Genomic DNA, 18,354 nt, shown 5'->3' on the forward strand with positions numbered 1-18,354 from the left:
AATTTGCCGCACAGGCAAAGGTTCGGGCTGAATGGAGAGCATGAGCTCTCCCGAAAGCGAGCCTCCCGAGAGCGCGCCGGAGGCCGATACGACGATGCCGGTCGATGCCCTGCCCGTCGTCGCGCCCCAGCTCCGCGCCCTGCGCCGCCGCGCCTCCCTCACCCTGGAGGCCGCCGCCCGCTCCGCCGGGCTGTCGCCCGCCCACCTCTCCCGCCTGGAGACCGGGCAGCGCCAGCCCTCGCTGCCGATGCTGCTCGCGCTCGCGCGTATCTACGGTACGACGGTCTCCGAGCTGCTCGGCGAGACGGTCGCCGACCGGGACGCCGTGGTGCGCTCGGCCGACATGGAGCCGACCGCGGCCGGCGGCTGGACGTACTGGCAGGCAGGCGCCGCCGGGCGCGGGATGCAGGCCCTGCGTGTCCATGTGCCGTACGGCTCACAGGGCGACATCGTGCGCGTGCACCCCGGCGAGGAATGGCTCTACGTCCTCGAAGGGCGGCTGCTGCTGCGCCTCGGGGACACCACGCACCGCCTCCCGCCCGGCGACAGCGCGCACTTCGACTCGCTCACCCCGCACCGCATCGCCGCCCAGGACCCGGGCGGGGTCGAGCTCCTGTTCGTCCACACCCTGTTGCAGAGCCCCACGGCCACCCTGTGCCTCGGCCCCACCCCTGGAGAGATGTCATGAGCAACCTGGAGGAGAAGTTTCCGCGTGCCCTGTGGGTGCGGCTCATCATCTACATCGCGGTGGGGCACGTCTTCGCGGCCTTCATCTACCTGCTGTTCGAGGTGGGCGCGAAGTAGGCACGGGCGCGTGGCCGGACGTCAGTCGAGAAGTCGCTCCCGCAGCCGCTCCCGGAGCTCCGGGGTGATCCCCAGGCCCTGCTCCAGGTAGCTGTCGACGCCGCCCCAGGTCTCGTCGATCGTCTCGAAGGCCGCCGCCAGATACTCGGCCCGCGCGTCGAACAGCGGGTTGAGCAGCTCCATGACCTCGGGTGAGTAGACCGACGCGTCGCTGCCGCTGCGGTGCACTTTGTAGCGGCGGTGCTTTGCGTTGGACTCCAGATAGTCGGTGATGATCGCCTCGCGCTCGACGCCGAGGGCGAGCAGCGTGATCGCGATCGACAGGCCCGCGCGGTCCTTGCCGGCCGCACAGTGCATCAGGGCGGGGACGCTGTCCTCCGCCAGTGCGTGCAGGACCTGGGAATGCTCGGCGGTGCGCTCCTTGATGATCGTCCGGTAGGAGGCGATCATCCGGCCCGCGCCCTTGCCGTCCGCGAGGATCTCCCGCAGCTGTTCGATGTCGCCGTCACGGACCATCTTCCAGAACTCCGCGCCGTCCGCGGGGTCGGACAGCGGCAGGTTCACATTGCGGACCCCCGGCAGCTCCACGTCGGCTCCTTCGAGCTTCTGGTCGGCCGCGTTGCGGAAGTCGAAGATCGTGTGCAGCCCGAGGGAGCCGAGGAAGGCCGCGTCGTCGTCGGTCGCGTGCGCGAGGTGGCCGCTGCGGAACAGGACCCCGTGCCGCACCCGCCGTCCGTCCACGGTCGGCAGGCCGCCCACATCACGGAAGTTGCGAACTCCGGCCAGTTCGGGCTCGGTCGACGGGATCTGCTGCGTCACGGGGGCTCCTCCCAGTCGGCCCCGACGGCGCGGCTCGGCGATGCGGCCGACGGGGTGCGCTCTCGACCATACGACATGGCTTCCTGAGGCAATGAGTTGTCCACAGGCGTTGCCTCAGGAGCGCGTGGACCTTGATGATGTTGGTACTTGATCGCACCTGTTCGTCTCTGTGAGGGCTTGATGCTGGAGATCTCCGACAACGGCCGTACGTGGCTCCTGACTGGGCAGACCAGCAGTTACGCCGTCCATCTGACCGACGCCGACGAGCTTGTGCACCTCCACTGGGGGCCGCGGATCGCGCTCGCCGACGCCGAGGCCCTCGCCGTACGGCCGCTGCCGGAGTACTGGCCCTTCGAGTCCCCGCTCGACGGGCGCGAGGAGTACCCGGTCGAAGGCGGTCCCCGCTTCGTACGGCCCGCCCTGTCCGTGCGCACCGACGAGCGGCGCGGCACCGAGTGGGGTTTCGAGCGGTACGAGACCGAGGGCGACGAGCTGCGGTTGCGCTTTTGTGACGACGGGCTGACCGTCACCCTGCACTACCGGATGCGCGAGGACGTCGTGGAGCGCTGGGTGACCCTGGACAACCAGGGATCCGCCCTGGAGCTGCTGCGCGCCGACTCGGCCGCCTGGACGCTGCCCGACCGCGAGGACTGGCGGCTGTCGCAGCTGCACGGCCGCTGGGGCGCCGAGTCCCGGCTGGCCCGGGCTCCCCTCACCTACGGTGAGAAGGTCATCGGCAGCCGCCGCGGGCACACCGGGCACCAGCACCTGCCGTGGGTCGCCCTCGACACCGACGCCACCGAGGAGCGCGGCGAGGTCTACGGCTGCGCCCTCGGCTGGTCCGGGTCCTGGCGCATCGCCGTCGCGCAACTCCCCGACGCGCGCGTGCAGATCACCGGCGGGGCCGGGTACGACGAATCGGGCCTGCTGCGGCTGGCGCCGGGGGAGTCCTTCACCGCGCCCGTCTTCGCCGGTCTGTGGAGCGACGGTGGCTACGGCGGGGCGAGCCGGGCCTGGCACGCGTACCAGCGCGCGTACGTGATCCCGAACGCCGACCAAGACCGGCCGGTGCTGTTCAACTCCTGGGAGGCGACGGAGTTCGACATCTCCGAGGAGCAGCAGAGCCTGCTCGCGCGGCGGGCCGCGGCCATCGGTGTCGAGCTGTTCGTCGTCGACGACGGCTGGTTCGGGACGCGCACCAGCGACCGCGCGGGCCTCGGCGACTGGACGCCCAACCCGGACCGCTTCCCGTCCGGTCTCAAGCCGCTCGCCGAGTACGTGCACGCCCTCGGCATGCGGTTCGGCATCTGGGTCGAACCGGAGATGGTCAACCCGGACAGCGAGCTGTACCGCGCGCACCCGGACTGGGTACAGCACCAAACGGGACGAAAGCGGACGGAGTTCCGCAATCAGCTCGTACTGAACCTCGCCCGCGACGACGTCCAGGAGTACCTCTGGGAGCAGCTCGACGGGCTCCTCTCCAGTGCTCCGATCGACTATGTGAAGTGGGACTTCAACCGCTGCTTCACCGACGCTGGCTGGCCCGGCGAGCCGTACCCGCAGCGCCTGTGGGTCGACCATGTACGTGGCCTGTACGGCCTGCTGGACCGGCTGCGCGCGGCCCACCCCGGAGTCGCCTTCGAGTCCTGCTCGGGCGGTGGCGGACGGATCGACCTCGGCGTGCTGAGCCGCACGGACCAGGTCTGGACCTCGGACAACACCGACCCTCTCGACCGGCTCGCCATCCAGCACGGCTTCAGTCAGCTCCACCCGGCCCGGGCCATGGCCGCCTGGGTCACCGACAGCCCGAACGCCATGCTCAACAACCGCGCCAGCTCCTTGCGCTTCCGGTTCGTGAGCGCCATGGCCGGGGTGCTCGGGGTCGGCGGCGACCTCACCCGGTGGACCGAGGAGGAGCTCGCCGAGGCCCGGGAATGGGTGACCCTCTACAAGGAGATCCGGCCCGTGGTGCAGCGCGGTGACCTGTATCGGTTGCGGGCTCCGCGGGGCGGGCTGAGTGCGGTGCAGTACGCATTGGGGGACGAAACGGTTGTTTTCGCCTGGCTCCAGGCGCAGAGCTTCGGCGAACCCGTTCCGGCGCTGCGCTTGCGCGCTCTCGACCTGACAGCGTCGTATGAATGCCCTGAAACGGGCGAAGTTCACCGAGGTGCTGTATTGGTACATCACGGACTTCGTACCGGCTTGCGCGGTGACCTCGATGCGACGGTTATCCGGCTGCGTCGCATCTAGGGTTTCTGTCCGAATTGGCGCCTTCATTCCAACTCGCTCTGGAGTAAAGGAAGGTGGAGCAGTGTCACGTGAGGAGCGTCATATTCGTGACCGTGTGTCGCCCGTCATGCTCATGTAATTCACCTGCTTTTCAAGGGGTTTTGAGTCCGACGGTGCCTCGATAATTCACGCAGGGTGACGGGTAATTCTCACAAGGGATCAACGGGAACGCATTCGGACGGAACCTCTCACTTGTTCCCTTGCGTCTTCCTCGCTTACGTTCGCCACCAATCCGGACGGACGCCTAATCCTGCCGCCGACCGGATCCCGCGCAAACTCACCCGTGAACGGCAGGAGCGGGGGACCCACAGGTACAACCGCCTGTTCCGGTCTCCGGAACAGGCTTGGGGTCAAGTCGCGTCCCCACGCGACCGGGCATCTCCAGCCCGCACCCGACAGCTCACCTCGTAGGCGCCGGAGAGGAATTCGTCATGCCCGCGAAGGGTAAGCACCGCCGCCCGAAGTCCCTGCGCTTCACCCGCTCCATCGCCGTTGCCGGAACCGGTGGCGCCGCTCTCGCTCTCCCGCTCATCGGTGCCACCAACGCCCACGCCGCTCCCGCGCAGTCCGTTTCGGAAAAGGCCGTTCAGTCCCTTCCGGTCGCCGAGAAGAAGGCGGTCGAGAAGAAGGCCTCGGACAAGAAGGCGGGCCTGCGGACCTATTCGGTGAAGGTCGGCGATTACCTCTCGAAGATCGCCGACGAGCAGAACGTCAGCGGTGGCTGGAAGAAGCTCTACGCCGACAACCGCGAGTCCGTCGGCGACGACCCGTCGCTGATCCACCCCGGCCTGAAGCTCTCCATCGGCGGCAAGGGGACGACGCCGAGCGCACCCAAGTCGTCGTCCTCCCCCTCGTCTTCCTCCTCCGAGCCGTCCAAGTCGTCCGCCGACTCGACCGCCGCGAAGTCCTCCGCGGCGAAGGCGACCACGAGCGACCGGAGCGCCGAGAACGCCGGCAGTCCCAGCGGCTTCTCCGCCCCCGTCTCCGGCGCCTCCGTCGGCACCGGCTACAAGGTGGCGGGCAGCATGTGGTCGAGCGGCTACCACACCGGTGTCGACTTCGCCGCCGCCACCGGCACCCCGCTGAAGGCGGTCGGCGCGGGCACCGTCGTCTCGGCCGGCTGGGCCGGTGCGTACGGCAACCAGGTCGTCATCCAGCTCGCAGACGGCTACTACGCCCAGTACGCCCATCTGTCCTCGCTCTCCGTCTCGAGCGGCCAGACCGTGACGGCGGGCCAGCAGATCGGCCTCTCGGGTTCGACGGGCAACTCGACCGGCCCGCACCTCCACTTCGAGATCCGCACCACGCCGGACTACGGCTCGGACCTCGACCCGGTCGCCTACCTCCGCTCGAAGGGTGTCGCCATCGGCTGACGGCGGCCCTTCGCGCACACCACCTGCCTGACACGCAACCGAAGGCCGGACCTCGATCCCCGGGTCCGGCCTTCGGCGTGTCCCGGTTGTTCCGGGAGCCCTGGTGGGCCCGGGTGTGTCGACAGTGACGGAGTGATGGGGGAGAGTGATCCCCGTTCGGTTGGAGCAAGCGCTTTCTGTCCTGTGGTCCCATGCGAAGGAGCCCATCCGTGTCGACCACGCGCAGAGCATTCGGCATCCTGGCCGCAGGTGCCGCCCTCGGGGCGCCGGCCCCCGCAGGCGTGGCGAGCGCCGCTCCTCGCGGCCGCCGACTGATCGCCCGCGACGACTTCTGCCACGGTCTCGGCCAGTGGGTGACCGAGCTTCAGAACGGCGGTACCGTCACCGCCTCACGCGGCGTGCTGGAGATCGACGTACCGGGCGGGGCGACGGTGTGGTTCAAGAAGCGGCTCGAAGGGCCGTACGTCCTCGAGTACACGGCCACCGCCGTCTCGGCCGGCGGACCCAACGACCGTGTCTCCGACCTCAACAACTTCTGGAACGCCGTCGACGTCCGCTCCCCGGACGACCTCTTCGCCACCCGGCGGGGCGGCGCGCTGGAGGAGTACGACCACCTCAAGGCGTACTACGCCGGCTACGGCGCCAACTACAACACCACGACACGGCTGCGCCGGTACGTCGGCGAGGCCGGTGTCCGTCCGCTGATCCTCGACTACACGGAGCCGCTGCTGGTGGCCAACCAGCCGAACCGGGTCCGTATCGTCTCCGACGGCCCGACCGTCCAGTGGTGGAACAACGGGCGGCTCGTCTTCGGCCACACCGACCAGGAGCCGTACACCAGTGGGCACTTCGCCTTCCGGACCGTATGGAGCCACTTCCGGGTCAGCGACATCCGGGTATGGCGGCTGCGCCCACAACACCCCTGATCAGAGGGATATTCCACGTTTGGTGAACCCTTTGGAAGTGGCTTATCTCACCGCTCGTCAACCCTTGCCTACGGTCGCGTAGGTCACATTCGAAGGTGAATCATGTGCCGATGTGGCAGACGATTCGAAGAGTGACAGCAGATCAGTGATCGGGTCGTACGTTGCGGTGGGGGACAGCTTCACCGAGGGCGTCGGCGACCCCGGCCCCGACGGGGCGTTCGTCGGTTGGGCCGACCGGTTCGCGGTCCTGCTCGCGGACCGGCGCCCCGAGGGCGACTTCAACTACACGAACCTCGCCGTGCGCGGCAAACTGCTCGACCAGATCATCGAGGACCAGCTCCCGAAGGCCGTCGAACTGGCCCCGGACCTGGTCTCGTTCTGTGCGGGCGGCAACGACATCATCCGACCCGGAACCGACCCCGACGAGGTGGCCGAGCGCTTCGAGCGGGCCATCGCCCGGCTCACCGCCGTGGCCGGCACCGTCATGGTGACGACCGGCTTCGACACCCGTGGCGTCCCCGTGCTGAAGCACCTGCGCGGCAAGATCGCCACCTACAACGGCCATGTGCGGGCCGTCGCCGACCGGTACGGCTGCCCGGTGCTCGACCTGTGGTCCCTGAAGACCGTTCAGGACCGCCGGGCCTGGGACGACGACCGGCTCCACCTGTCTCCCGAGGGGCACACGCGCGTGGCGCTCCGCGCGGGGCAGGTCCTCGGCCTGGACATCCCGGCCGACCCGGACCAGCCCTGGCCACCGCTCCCGCCCCGCGGCACCCTGGAGATCCGCCGGGACGACGTCCACTGGGCGCGGGAGTACCTGGTGCCGTGGATCGGGCGGCGCCTGCGCGGCGAGTCCTCGGGGGACCACGTGACGGCCAAGGGCGCACTGTCCCCGGACGACATCAAGATGCGGATCGAATCGGTGGCTTGAAGCGCCGCTTCGTTTCGGTCTGGGCCGCGTCCCGTTCGGGGGCGCGGCCCACACGGCTGTCGAGGGGAGCGTCGCCCCGACCTCTCGGCGAACGAAACGACCTCACCGCGTCGAGGCCGTCAACGCCTCCCGCTCCAGCCCCAGTTCCCGAGCCAGAGCCTCGTCCACCCACTCCTGGGCACGCGCGCGTGACACCGCGCCGCGGTACGACGTCAGCTGTACGGCGAGCCCGTCGAGGAGGGCCGTGAGCCGCAGGGCGGTGCCGGTGGGGTCCGCGCAGACGAACTCGCCGGCGGCCACGCCCTCGGTGATGACCTCGGCGATGGCGCCCTTCCACTGCCGGTCGAGGTCCCGAGTGACCTCCCGCAGCGCGGGCTCCCGCAGCGCTCCCGCCCAGCCCTCGATCCACAGCCGCCAGCCCTTGGCCTGACCGGTCGGCGCGTACCAGCGCACGGCCGTCCGCAGCCGTCGTAGCGCCGTCGTACGCCGGCCCAGGATCCTGCGCAGACGGGTCAGGTCACCCTCGGCCGCGTGGGTGAACGCGGCGGCGACCAGCTTCTCCTTCGTGGCGAAGTGATAGAGCACCAGCGCGTTGCTCACCCCGAGCGCCGAGGCCACGTCGGCGATCCTGACCGCCGCCACGCCCCGCGCCGCTATCTGCTCGACGGCGGCCCGCAGCAACTCCTCGCGCCGCTCCGCCACGCTCAACCGCACTCTCGCCACCCGGTCACCCTAAAGCCTCGTCACGGACCGTTTCCGGGCCGAGGCCGAGTCAGAGACCTCGTCCGCCGTCACCGGTGCCGGCCGAACCGTTCGGCGATCACCGGCAACCGGTCCGCCGCGATGGCGTGCGCGGCGGCCCGGGGCGTCGTCCCCTCGGCCTCCGCGCGGGCCAGCGTGAGGTCGGTCAAGGCGCGCATCGAGCGCCGTGTGTGGGCGAAGGCCTCGTCCGCAAAGGGGCCGATGTCGCCGAACAGCGTCCACCACCACCAGGCGTTGGTGGCCGAGTTGACCACGACGTCCGGCAGCACCATGACGCCCCGCGCGGCCAGCGCCTCCTCCGCGTCCGGCCGTACGGGCATGTTCGCCGCCTCGGCGATCCAGCGGGCGCTGACGCGCCCCTGGTTCCCGGCGTCGATCACATACGAGACGGCCGCCGGCACCAGCACCTCGGCCTCGACCGACAGCCAGGCCTCGCCGGGCAGTTCGCGGTCGCCTCGGCGCAGCGCCGCGCGGTCGACCGTGCCGTACGCGTCCCGTGCCGCCAGCAGGCTCTCGACGTCGAGGCCCGCCGGGTTGGCGATCGTGCCCTTGATGTCGGCGACAGCCACGACCGTGAGCCCCGCGCGCGTGAGGAAGCGCGCCGTGGCCCCGCCCATCGTCCCGAGGCCCTGCACGGCGACTCGTGTCCGGCGGCACGGCACACCAGCCCGGTCCAGCGCGGTGAGCACCGACTCGGCGACCCCGCAGCCGCCGACCAGTTCGTCCAGCCCGATGCCGTCCACCTCGACCGCGAAGGCGTCCGCGAGCCGCCGACGCGCGCCGGCCTCGTCGTCCAGCAGCGGATACACGGCCTGCACGGACGAGACGAGCCCCGCCTCGGCGGCCGCCCGGTCGACCACGTCCTGGGTGAGCCCGAGGTCCTCGCCCGTGGTCCAGAAGCTCTCGATGTACGGCCGCATGGTCCGCAGGTAGCGCACCAGGAGCGCGTACGCCTCCGGATCCCGGGGATCGCAGTCGATGCCGCCCTTGGCGCCGCCCAGTGGTACGTACCGGGCGTCGGGGTCGTAGTGCAGCGCTTCCTTCAGGCTCATGCCACGGGCGAGCCCGGTGACCTCGTCCAATGTGCATCCCGGCCGCATGCGCAGCCCTCCGCTGGACACACCGCGCACCAGCCGGTCGATGACCAGGAACCCCTGGCGGCCGGTGACGTCGTCGGTCCAGGTGAGCGACAGCAGGGGGGTGGTCATGGGGACTCCGGGGGAGGGGGCGAGAGCCGCGTGCCGTGCGCTTACTGAACGATGGGTCAGTATCGGAGGCGGGTGGGGACATGTCAATATCGGGAGTGCGGCGGAATGGATCAGGGGTGTACGGGGTTGTCGGAGGGGCCGACCATAATGGAATTTCTCACCGACTCCACCTGGAGGTACCGTGGCCGGTTTTCGTTTCCCGAGCTCGGGGCTCCGTGCCCTGCGGCCCGAGGCCTTCGGCGTGGACCCGAGCGGTGAGCGCATGGCGCGTATCCGCAGATCGCCGCACTTCCGGGACGGGGTCTTCCAGAACCCCGGGGGTGTCGCCCGCACCAGACCGTCCGGCTCGATGCTGGAGTTCGCCAAGGTCTTCTTCGACCGGGACACCCGGCCCCGCCGCGCTCCGAAGTCCACCGTGCCGATCCACCCCACCACCTACGCCGACCTTGCGAAACCGCCCGCCGGCGGGCTGCGCCTGACCTGGATGGGACATTCGAGCGTCCTCGCGGAGATCGACGGGCACCGGGTGCTCTTCGACCCCGTGTGGGGCGAGCGCTGCTCGCCGTTCCCCTTCGCCGGCCCCAAGCGGCTGCACCCTGTGCCGCTGCCGCTCGCCGCGCTCGGGCCGGTCGACGTCGTCGTGATCTCGCACGACCACTACGACCACCTCGACCTGCCCACCATCAAGGCGCTGGTCGGCACGGACACGCTGTTCGCCGTACCGCTCGGCGTCGGAGCCCACCTCGAACACTGGGGCGTGCCGGCCGACCGGCTGCGCGAGCTGGACTGGCACGAGACGACGAAGATCGGCGGCCTCACCCTGACGGCCACCCCGGCCCGCCACTTCTGCGGCCGCGGCCTGCGCAACACCCAGCACACCCTCTGGGCGTCCTGGGTCGTCGCCTCGGACGAGCACCGGATCTACCACAGCGGCGACACCGGCTACTTCGAGGGCTTCAAGGACATCGGCGCCGAACACGGCCCGTTCGACGCCACGATGATCCAGCTCGGCGCCTACTCGGACTTCTGGCCCGACATCCACATGACGCCGGACGAGGGCGTCCGGGCGCACCTCGACCTTCAGGGCGGCGATCCGGCCGCGGGCGTCATGCTGCCCATCCACTGGGGCACCTTCAACCTGGCGACGCATCCCTGGGCCGAGCCGGCGGAGCGGACCATGCGGGCCACGCACAAGGCCGGGGTCACCATGGCGGCGCCCCTCTGCGGAGAGCCCTTCGAGCCGGCCTCGGTGCCGCCGGTGACGCCGTGGTGGCGTGCGGCGGCCGAGGAGCCCGCCGCGGGGTGGCCGACCTGGCCGCCGGTCGCGCCGGGGCCGGACACCCCGGACACCCCGGATACCTCGGAGACCCCGGACACGCCGGATACCCCGGACACGCCGGACAGGCCTGACAGCGTGGCGGTCGGCTAGCGCGGCCGAGACTTTGGCGGGCCCCGTCGGTTGTGGGACGGGGCCCGCTGTGGTGTGCGTCGCACTGCTGTCGCGCACGTCGAACTCGCTGCGGAGCGGGAACTCGCCGCGGCGCACAACGACATCGTGCGGGCGCCCCATCGGGCGCCCGCTGCTCTTCCAGCGCCCGTCCAAGGTGGTTCGCGCGGGGCGCGTGGGAGCGCTTCGGAGCGTTCGCGGAGCATTGCGCGCGGATACGGCCCGTGACATGACCGGAGTCGGTGAACGGGGCGCGCGCAGTGCGGAATCGTCTCGGCCAGAGCTGCCGCGGGCGAGGGAATCACGGCCTGCGAGGCGTGCGGCGGCTGAAGCGCCCCGCCGCTCGACTTTTCTTCGTGACCGCTTGTGACCAGGTCTGATCGTTCGATTGCCTCTTATGGATGAACGGCGGAGCGGGTTATCGGTCTGTCGTACGAGACCTCATACCAGAGCGGGACGCTGCCTGCGGGACTTTGTCAACTGCCCACCGCACTTGATGCGGAGGCGACTACTGTCAGTGTCCGTTGGGCGACACGGAGCCGAATTCGTCGGCTCCGTGGACCGACACAGCGATGGCGCATGCCCCGGGCCGCGCAGACCGCGCGCACACCCAAGGCCCCGACCGACGGACCAGTACGAGGACCCTGATGTCTCAACTCCGCGCCCCGGCCGCACGCGCAGACCGCCGTGAGGGCGGGCGGCACGGGCGCCCGGCCGTCCGCACCGCAACCGCGCTGCCCGAGACCCATATACGGCCCCAACTGCTGCGCCTGGCAGTGCTGCCACCCGTGGCGGTGTCGCTCAGCGCCTGCGCGGCCGTGCTGTTCGTCGTGCGCTCCACCGGGGCTCGGCCGAGCCTGACCCTGTGGGGCGTGCTGGCCGGCGCGGTCTCGGTGACCGTGGCGGGCATCCTGATCGCCGCGGTCGCCGCCAACCGCACCGCCAGGTCCGTGAGTGACCGCATCGGCGCGCTGCGCCGCAACAGCGCACGCGGCGAGGCCGATCTGCGCACCCTCGTAGAGGCACTGCGCCGTGGTGACGGCCCGCCGAAGCGCAAGCCGCGCAGCGGTCCGCCCGAGGACGCCGACGACTTCGAACTACTCGCCTCCGACCTGGCCCGCGCCCACGACGGCGCCGTCACCGCTGTGGTCCAGGCCTCCCAGCTCTCCAGCCAGGCGGGCAGCGAACAGAAACTCGAGGTCTTCGTCAACCTCGCCCGGCGCCTTCAGTCGCTCGTCCACCGCGAGATCTCCATCCTCGACGAGCTGGAGAACGAGATCGAGGACCCCGACCTGCTCAAGGGCCTCTTCCACGTCGACCACCTCGCCACCCGTATCCGCCGCCACGCCGAGAACCTCGCCGTGCTCGGCGGCGCCGTCTCCCGCCGCCAGTGGAGCAACCCGGTCTCCATGACCGAGGTGCTGCGCTCGGCCATCGCGGAGGTCGAGCAGTACTCGCGGGTCAAGCTCGTGCCGCCCATCGACGGCACCCTGCGCGGACACGCCGTCGCCGACGTCATCCACCTGCTGGCCGAACTGGTCGAGAACGCCACGGTGTTCTCCGCCCCGCACACCCAGGTCCTGCTCCGTGCCAACCTGGTGACCTCGGGCCTCGCCGTCGAGGTCGAGGACCGCGGGCTCGGCATGCCCGTCGGCGAACAGAACCGCATGAACGCCCTGCTCGCCGACCCCGACCAGGTCAACGTGGCCAGCCTGCTGGCCGACGGACGCATCGGACTGTTCGTCGTCTCCCAGCTCGCGAAGCGACACGGCATCCATGTGCGGCTCCAGACGAACATCTACGGCGGTGTCCAAGCCGTACTCGTCGTGCCACAGGGGTTGTTGGGGGCGGAGCCGGAGAGCCGCCGTGGCGGTGCGCCGCGGGCGCAGGACCCGACAGGGGTGGCAGGTGCCGGTGCCGGTGCCGGTGTGGGCGCGGCCGTACCGCCGCGCTCCACCCCACAGGCACGTCCGCAACAGGCGCCGGTGACGCCGCAGCAGCTTCGGCGGCCCACGTCGGCCGCACCCGCCGAACCTGCCGCATCGGCGGCATCGGCCGCGTCGGAGGGCGGGCAGCGAGGTGCGGCCGAGGCCTCGGCGGGCGCTTCGCGTCGGCAGCAGCCGCCGCAGCCGCAGTCCGGTGGCTGGAGTGCGCCCTCCGGGGCTCATGGCAACGGGCCGGCACCGCTGCCCGTGCGTGGCGCTCGCGAGGAGCGGGCCAACCCGGCGGAGGCCCTGCCCGGCATCAGGCCCGACGAACGTCGGGTTGTCGCGGAGAACACCGCCGCACCGCCGACCCCGCGCACCGGCACCGTCCGCGGCACCATGGGCAAGCCCCAACTGCCCCGCCGCCGGGCGCAGGAACACATCGTGCCCCAGCTGCGGAGCGCACCCGTGCCACGCCAGGAGACCGACCAGCTGGCTGGGCACGACCCGGGTCTGATGGCCGCCTTCCAGCGGGGGATCGGACTCGCCGAGACGCAGCAGCACATGGAGTCGGCGCACATGGAGTCGGCGCACGGGGAGTCGAGCCATATGGAGTCGGCACACCTGGAGGCCGGGCATGTGGACGTTGGCCATGTCGAGACCGGAGGTGTGGACGCCGGGCGTACGGATGCCGAGTACATGGGCGGTGGGCACATGGATGCGGGGCACCAGGGCGCAGGCCACGTGGGCACCTCGCACACGGTGTCAGGCCACATGGCTTCGGGACACACAGCGTTCGACCACACAGCGTTCGACCACACAGTGCCCGACCACGTGAGCGCGAGCCACATGGACGCAGTCCACATGGACGCAGTTCACATGGGCTCGGCACACACCGCCAGCACCCAAGGCACCACATCCGCCTATAGCCCCTCGCCGCACCAGCCCTCCGACCTGACGTCGACCGACCCGGACCCGACACGCCTGGAGTTCATGCGCCCGGCGTCGATCCACCTGGAGTCGACGAGCCTGGACACGGGTCGGGTGCAGCCCACACACCCCACACATCTGCGCCCGACAGCCCTGGATGCACTCCACACCGACGTGACTTCCATGAACTCCCGGCCGTCCACGGATGCATCGCCCATGGACCCGCCCCACATCACCGAGACCCACCCCGGGCCCACGCCCGGCTCCGACCACACCCCCTGGCACGACGGGAGCGCACCAGCCGGATGACCACGACCGTGACCAGCTCGACGTCCGCCTGGAAGTCCACCCCCACCCCCACCCTCACCCCCAGCGCTCCCGCTGACCTTCGTACCCCAAGGAGTCGATCCATCATGGCGAGCGAAGCGCCGACCGCTCATGTCTCCGATCTCGACTGGCTGATGAGCGGCCTCGTGCAGCGTGTCCCGCACACCACCAGTGCGGTGCTCCTCTCCTGCGACGGGCTTGTGAAGTCGGTTCACGGCCTCGACCCGGACAGCGCGGACCACATGGCCGCCCTGGCCTCCGGCCTGTACTCCCTGGGCCGCAGCGCCGGGGTCCGGTTCGGCGACGGCGGAGACGTGCGCCAGGTCGTCGTCGAACTCGACTCGACCCTGCTCTTCGTCACGACGGCCGGTTCCGGCACCTGTCTCGCGGTGCTGGCAGGCCGCGAGGCCGACGCGGCGGTGCTGGGCTACGAGATGGCGATGCTGGTCAAGAGCGTCCGCCCGTACCTGGTCACCGCACCCCGGCAGCACCCCGTCGAACCCTCGGCGATGAGGCCTTGAACGTGACGGCGGCCGGCGACGGGCCCTGGCTCGACGACGCGGCCGGACGGCTGGTGCGCCCTTTCACGGTCAGCAACGGCCGTACCCGGCCCACCATCGCGCTCGATCTCATGTCGCAGGTCATGGCCACCGGGGCGACCCCCCTCGGCTACCTCGGCCCCGAGCACGAGCAGGCACTCGACCTGTGCCGCGCCCCCGTCTCGGTCGCCGAGGTCGCCGCCCACCTGAAGCTGCCGGCCGCGGTCACCAAGGTGCTGCTGTCGGACCTCGTCGACTGCGCGGCGCTCACCACCAAGCCCCCCGAGTTCCACCACAACCCGACTGACCGGGCCCTTCTGGAGGCAGTGCTCGATGGACTACGACGACAGCTCTGACCCCTTCCCCACCGCACTGAAGATCTTGGTGGCAGGGGGGTTCGGGGTAGGCAAGACGACCTTCGTCGGCGCGGTGAGCGAGATCGCGCCGCTCAGCACGGAAGAACTGCTCACCACGGTCAGCGCCGCGACCGACAGCCTCGAAGGTGTCGAGAACAAGGTCGAGACGACGGTGGCCATGGACTTCGGCCGCATCACGCTCGACCCGGAACACGTCCTGTATCTGTTCGGCACACCCGGACAGGAACGGTTCTGGTTCATGTGGGACGAACTCTCGGAGGGCGCGCTCGGCGCGGTCATCCTCGCCGACACCCGGCGCCTGGAGGACTGCTTCGCCGCCGTCGACTTCTTCGAGCAACGAGGCCTCGGCTTCATCGTCGCGATCAACGAGTTCGACGGCTCCTACCGCTACGACCCGGAAGAGGTCCGAGCCGCGATCGACCTCGACCCGCAGATCCCGATCGTCCGCTGCGACGCCCGGATCTCCAGCTCCGGTGTCCAGACCCTGCTGACCCTGGTCCGGCACCTGATCGCCCATGCGCCGGCACCCGCACCGAGTCACGGCGCCCACATGTGACATCCGCACACACCAGCACGGAGCCGCATATGCCCTACGCCCACAGCGACGGAATCCGCCCATGAGCTACGGCCCACCCCATCCGGTCGCTCGCCTGCTGCTCACCCCTGAGGACAAGGAGGCCCCCGCCCGCGCACGGCGGCTGTTCCAACTGGGTCTGGGGGAACACCCCGATCCGGCCCTGGATGTCTTCGCGGACCATCTCGCCGAGCTCACCGGGGCTCCGTACGCCATGGTCAACTTCGTCGGCGAGAACCGGCAGTTCTTCGCCGGCCTGCATGTGCGGCCGACCGTGAGCCCCGCTCGGGGCGACGACACCAAGCCGGAGCTGGGCCGCCATCTGGAGCGGGACCATGGGTTCTGCCCCCATGTGGTCGTCCGACACAAGGCGCTGGTTCTGGAGGATGTCCGCGACTATCCGCGGTTCGCCGGGAACCCGATCGTCGACGAGTACGGCATCCGCTCCTATCTGGGTGCGCCGCTTATCGACTCCGCGGGTATGGCGCTGGGCACGGTGTGCGTCGTCGACGTGGAGCCGCGGCCGTGGGGGAAGGCCGGACTGGAGACCATCAAGGCGTCCGCCGCGGAACTGGTGATGCGGCTGGAGCGGCGGGCGGCGGACGGGCTGCCCCTCTAGACCCCGTCGTGCGGAGCTGATCGCGTCCTTCGAGGGTGGGCGGAGGGCGTGAAGGAAAGCTGTGGCGCCGCTTAAGAAATCCTCGATGGACCTTGGCGCCGCCGTACGGCAGATTCATGTGCGATTCCACCCCCTCCCCGCCGCGGGCGTCTTCGGCATGCCCGCGACTGGGACTCACGCACAGGAGCCGTACCGTGAAGGCGCTGGTCAAGGAGAAGGCGGAGCCCGGGCTCTGGCTCGCGGACGTGCCGGAACCGGCCGTCGGACCCGGTGACGTACTGATCAAGGTGCTGCGCACCGGAATCTGCGGCACCGATCTGCACATCCGGTCCTGGGACGGCTGGGCGCAGCAGGCGATCCGCACCCCGCTCGTGCTCGGGCACGAGTTCGTGGGCGAGGTCGTCGAGGTCGGGCGCGATGTCGGTGACATCGCCGTCGGTGACCGGGTCAGCGGCGAGGGCCATCTGGTGTGCGGCAAGTGCCGCAACTGCCTGGCCGGACGCCGCCATCTGTGCCGGGCCACGATCGGCCTCGGTGTCGGACGGGACGGTGCCTTCGCCGAGTACGTCGCGCTGCCGGCCGCGAATGTGTGGGTGCACCGTGTACCCGTCGACCTCGACGTGGCCGCGATCTTCGACCCGTTCGGCAACGCCGTGCACACCGCGCTGTCCTTCCCGCTGGTCGGGGAGGACGTCCTGATCACCGGTGCCGGCCCCATCGGCCTGATGGCGGCGGCCGTGGCCCGGCACGCGGGCGCGCGCAACGTCGTGATCACCGATGTGAGCGAGGAGCGGCTGGAGCTGGCCCGCAAGGTCGGCGTGAGCCTCGCGCTGAACGTGTCGGAGACGGGCATCGGCGACGGGCAGCGCGCACTCGGCCTGCGCGAGGGCTTCGACATCGGCCTGGAGATGTCCGGCCGTCCCGAGGCGATGCGCGACATGATCGCCAACATGACGCACGGTGGCCGTATCGCCATGCTCGGCCTGCCGGCGCAGGAGTTTCCGGTCGACTGGGCCCGGATCGTCACCTCGATGATCACCATCAAGGGCATCTACGGCCGGGAGATGTTCGAGACCTGGTACGCGATGTCCGTCCTGCTGGAGGGTGGCCTCGACCTCGCGGCCGTGATCACCGGCCGGTACGGCTACCGCGACTTCGAGGCGGCGTTCGCCGACGCGGCGAGCGGTCGCGGCGGCAAGGTCATCCTCGACTGGACCGTCTGAGTCCCCGCGTACGCCCCCGCGTAAGTCATCTGCCTTCCTAGGAGCTTTCCGATGTTCGACTCCGTGCGCGACGACCTGCGCGCCACCCTCGACGAGATCCGCACCGCCGGTCTGCACAAGCCCGAGCGGGTCATCGACACCCCCCAGTCCGCGACCGTCAACGTCAGCGCGGGCGGCCGCCGCGGCGAGGTCCTCAACTTCTGCGCCAACAACTACCTCGGCCTCGCCGACCACCCCGAGGTGATCGCCGCCGCCCACGAGGCGCTGGACCGCTGGGGCTACGGCATGGCCTCGGTCCGCTTCATCTGCGGCACGCAGGAGGTGCACAAGGAACTGGAGGCGCGGCTCTCCGCGTTCCTCGGCCAGGAGGACACGATCCTGTACTCCTCCTGCTTCGACGCCAACGGCGGCGTCTTCGAGACACTGCTCGGCCCGGAGGACGCGGTCATCTCCGACGCCCTGAACCACGCGTCGATCATCGACGGCATCCGGCTGTCAAAGGCCCGCCGCCTCCGGTACGCCAACCGTGACCTGGCCGACCTGGAACGGCAGTTGAAGGACGCCGCCGACGCCCGCCGCCGCCTGATCGTCACCGACGGCGTCTTCTCCATGGACGGCTACGTGGCGCCGCTGGCCGAGATCTGCGACCTCGCCGACCGCTACGACGCCATGGTCATGGTCGACGACTCGCACGCCGTCGGCTTCGTCGGCCCCGGCGGCCGTGGCACCCCCGAGTTGCACGGCGTCATGGACCGCGTCGACATCATCACCGGCACCCTCGGCAAGGCCCTCGGCGGCGCGTCCGGCGGCTATGTCGCGGCCCGCGCCGAGATCGTCGCCCTGCTGCGCCAGCGCTCCCGGCCGTACCTGTTCTCCAACACCCTGGCCCCGGTGATCGCTGCGGCCTCCCTCAAGGTGCTGGACCTGCTGGAGTCGGCGGACGACCTGCGTGTCCGGCTGGCCGAGAACACCGCGCTGTTCCGCCGCCGTATGAACGAGGAGGGCTTCGCCGTCCTCCCCGGCGACCACGCCATCGCGCCCGTGATGATCGGCGACGCGTCCAAGGCCGGCCGGCTGGCGGAGCTGCTGCTGGAACGCGGTGTGTACGTGATCGGCTTCTCCTACCCCGTGGTGCCGCAGGGCCAGGCCCGCATCCGCGTCCAGCTGTCCGCCGCGCACTCGACGGACGACGTCAACCGTGCCGTGGACGCCTTCGTCGCGGCCCGCGCGGAACTGGAAGCCTGACGTCCGGCCGCCCCGGACCTTGCGATAATCGATCTC

Annotated in this window: 17 protein-coding genes and 1 riboswitch; of the genes, 14 read left to right on the forward strand and 3 right to left on the reverse strand. The window is 70.4% G+C overall.

Annotated features, from left to right (window positions below):
* Positions 1-40: 40 nt before the first annotated feature.
* Both KUM44_RS12975 and KUM44_RS12980 read left to right on the forward strand, forming a co-directional pair.
* On the forward strand, positions 41-688 hold the full coding sequence (locus KUM44_RS12975; RefSeq protein WP_217207978.1) for a helix-turn-helix domain-containing protein: 648 nt from the start codon (positions 41-43) through the stop codon (positions 686-688).
* A complete protein-coding gene (locus tag KUM44_RS12980; RefSeq protein WP_048579905.1) occupies positions 685-804 on the forward strand; it encodes a DUF6126 family protein in 120 nt (39 codons plus the stop codon). The genes KUM44_RS12975 and KUM44_RS12980 overlap by 4 nt, the downstream gene beginning before the upstream one ends.
* 21 nt (positions 805-825) lie before the next feature.
* Here the strand turns inward: KUM44_RS12980 and KUM44_RS12985 are convergent, their stop codons facing one another.
* On the reverse strand, positions 826-1,623 hold the full coding sequence (locus KUM44_RS12985) for a tyrosine-protein phosphatase (RefSeq protein ID WP_217207979.1): 798 nt from the start codon (positions 1,621-1,623) through the stop codon (positions 826-828).
* A 180-nt stretch (positions 1,624-1,803) separates the two neighbouring features.
* Between KUM44_RS12985 and KUM44_RS12990 the strand changes: the two genes are divergently transcribed.
* From KUM44_RS12990 to KUM44_RS13005, 4 genes are all read left to right on the forward strand, one after another.
* A complete protein-coding gene (locus KUM44_RS12990; RefSeq protein WP_217207980.1) occupies positions 1,804-3,873 on the forward strand; it encodes an alpha-galactosidase in 2,070 nt (689 codons plus the stop codon).
* A 283-nt stretch (positions 3,874-4,156) separates the two neighbouring features.
* Positions 4,157-4,339, forward strand: a riboswitch (cyclic di-AMP (ydaO/yuaA leader).
* A 4-nt stretch (positions 4,340-4,343) separates the two neighbouring features.
* Positions 4,344-5,285, forward strand: coding sequence for a LysM peptidoglycan-binding domain-containing M23 family metallopeptidase (locus KUM44_RS12995; protein ID WP_217207981.1), 942 nt, complete (start codon positions 4,344-4,346; stop codon positions 5,283-5,285).
* 209 nt (positions 5,286-5,494) lie between these two features.
* Positions 5,495-6,211, forward strand: a complete 717-nt coding sequence (locus KUM44_RS13000) for a DUF6250 domain-containing protein (RefSeq protein ID WP_217207982.1) — start codon at positions 5,495-5,497, stop codon at positions 6,209-6,211.
* Between the two features lie 145 nt (positions 6,212-6,356).
* Entirely contained in the window at positions 6,357-7,142 is a 786-nt protein-coding gene (locus KUM44_RS13005; RefSeq protein ID WP_217208143.1) for an SGNH/GDSL hydrolase family protein, read from the forward strand.
* A 102-nt stretch (positions 7,143-7,244) separates the two neighbouring features.
* Here the strand turns inward: KUM44_RS13005 and KUM44_RS13010 are convergent, their stop codons facing one another.
* Positions 7,245-7,865, reverse strand: a complete 621-nt coding sequence (locus KUM44_RS13010) for a TetR/AcrR family transcriptional regulator (RefSeq protein ID WP_217207983.1) — start codon at positions 7,863-7,865, stop codon at positions 7,245-7,247.
* 68 nt (positions 7,866-7,933) lie between these two features.
* The gene (locus KUM44_RS13015) at positions 7,934-9,112 is read right to left on the reverse strand and encodes a Glu/Leu/Phe/Val dehydrogenase dimerization domain-containing protein (protein ID WP_217207984.1); all 1,179 of its coding nucleotides are present in this window, start codon (positions 9,110-9,112) and stop codon (positions 7,934-7,936) included.
* A 181-nt stretch (positions 9,113-9,293) separates the two neighbouring features.
* Between KUM44_RS13015 and KUM44_RS13020 the strand changes: the two genes are divergently transcribed.
* From KUM44_RS13020 to KUM44_RS13055, 8 genes are all read left to right on the forward strand, one after another.
* A complete protein-coding gene (locus KUM44_RS13020; protein ID WP_308402596.1) occupies positions 9,294-10,541 on the forward strand; it encodes an MBL fold metallo-hydrolase in 1,248 nt (415 codons plus the stop codon).
* A 665-nt stretch (positions 10,542-11,206) separates the two neighbouring features.
* Positions 11,207-13,723 carry an ATP-binding protein gene (locus KUM44_RS13025; RefSeq protein WP_254389415.1) on the forward strand — a complete coding sequence of 839 codons (2,517 nt, stop codon included), beginning with the start codon at positions 11,207-11,209 and terminating at the stop codon, positions 13,721-13,723.
* 104 nt (positions 13,724-13,827) lie between these two features.
* On the forward strand, positions 13,828-14,262 hold the full coding sequence (locus KUM44_RS13030) for a roadblock/LC7 domain-containing protein (protein ID WP_217207985.1): 435 nt from the start codon (positions 13,828-13,830) through the stop codon (positions 14,260-14,262).
* Positions 14,263-14,264: 2 nt separating this feature from the next.
* On the forward strand, positions 14,265-14,636 hold the full coding sequence (locus tag KUM44_RS13035; protein WP_217208145.1) for a DUF742 domain-containing protein: 372 nt from the start codon (positions 14,265-14,267) through the stop codon (positions 14,634-14,636).
* Entirely contained in the window at positions 14,614-15,213 is a 600-nt protein-coding gene (locus tag KUM44_RS13040; protein WP_217207986.1) for an ATP/GTP-binding protein, read from the forward strand. Before KUM44_RS13035 ends, KUM44_RS13040 begins: the two co-directional genes overlap by 23 nt.
* Before the next feature lie 61 nt (positions 15,214-15,274).
* Positions 15,275-15,850: a GAF domain-containing protein gene (locus KUM44_RS13045; protein WP_217207987.1), complete on the forward strand. Its 576-nt coding sequence runs from the start codon at positions 15,275-15,277 to the stop codon at positions 15,848-15,850.
* Positions 15,851-16,044: 194 nt separating this feature from the next.
* The gene (tdh, locus tag KUM44_RS13050) at positions 16,045-17,073 is read left to right on the forward strand and encodes an L-threonine 3-dehydrogenase (RefSeq protein WP_217207988.1); all 1,029 of its coding nucleotides are present in this window, start codon (positions 16,045-16,047) and stop codon (positions 17,071-17,073) included.
* 51 nt (positions 17,074-17,124) lie between these two features.
* On the forward strand, positions 17,125-18,318 hold the full coding sequence (locus KUM44_RS13055; RefSeq protein WP_217207989.1) for a glycine C-acetyltransferase: 1,194 nt from the start codon (positions 17,125-17,127) through the stop codon (positions 18,316-18,318).
* Positions 18,319-18,354: the final 36 nt, after the last annotated feature.

Source organism: Streptomyces sp. AC550_RSS872, assembly GCF_019049285.1.
Lineage (GTDB): Bacteria > Actinomycetota > Actinomycetes > Streptomycetales > Streptomycetaceae > Streptomyces.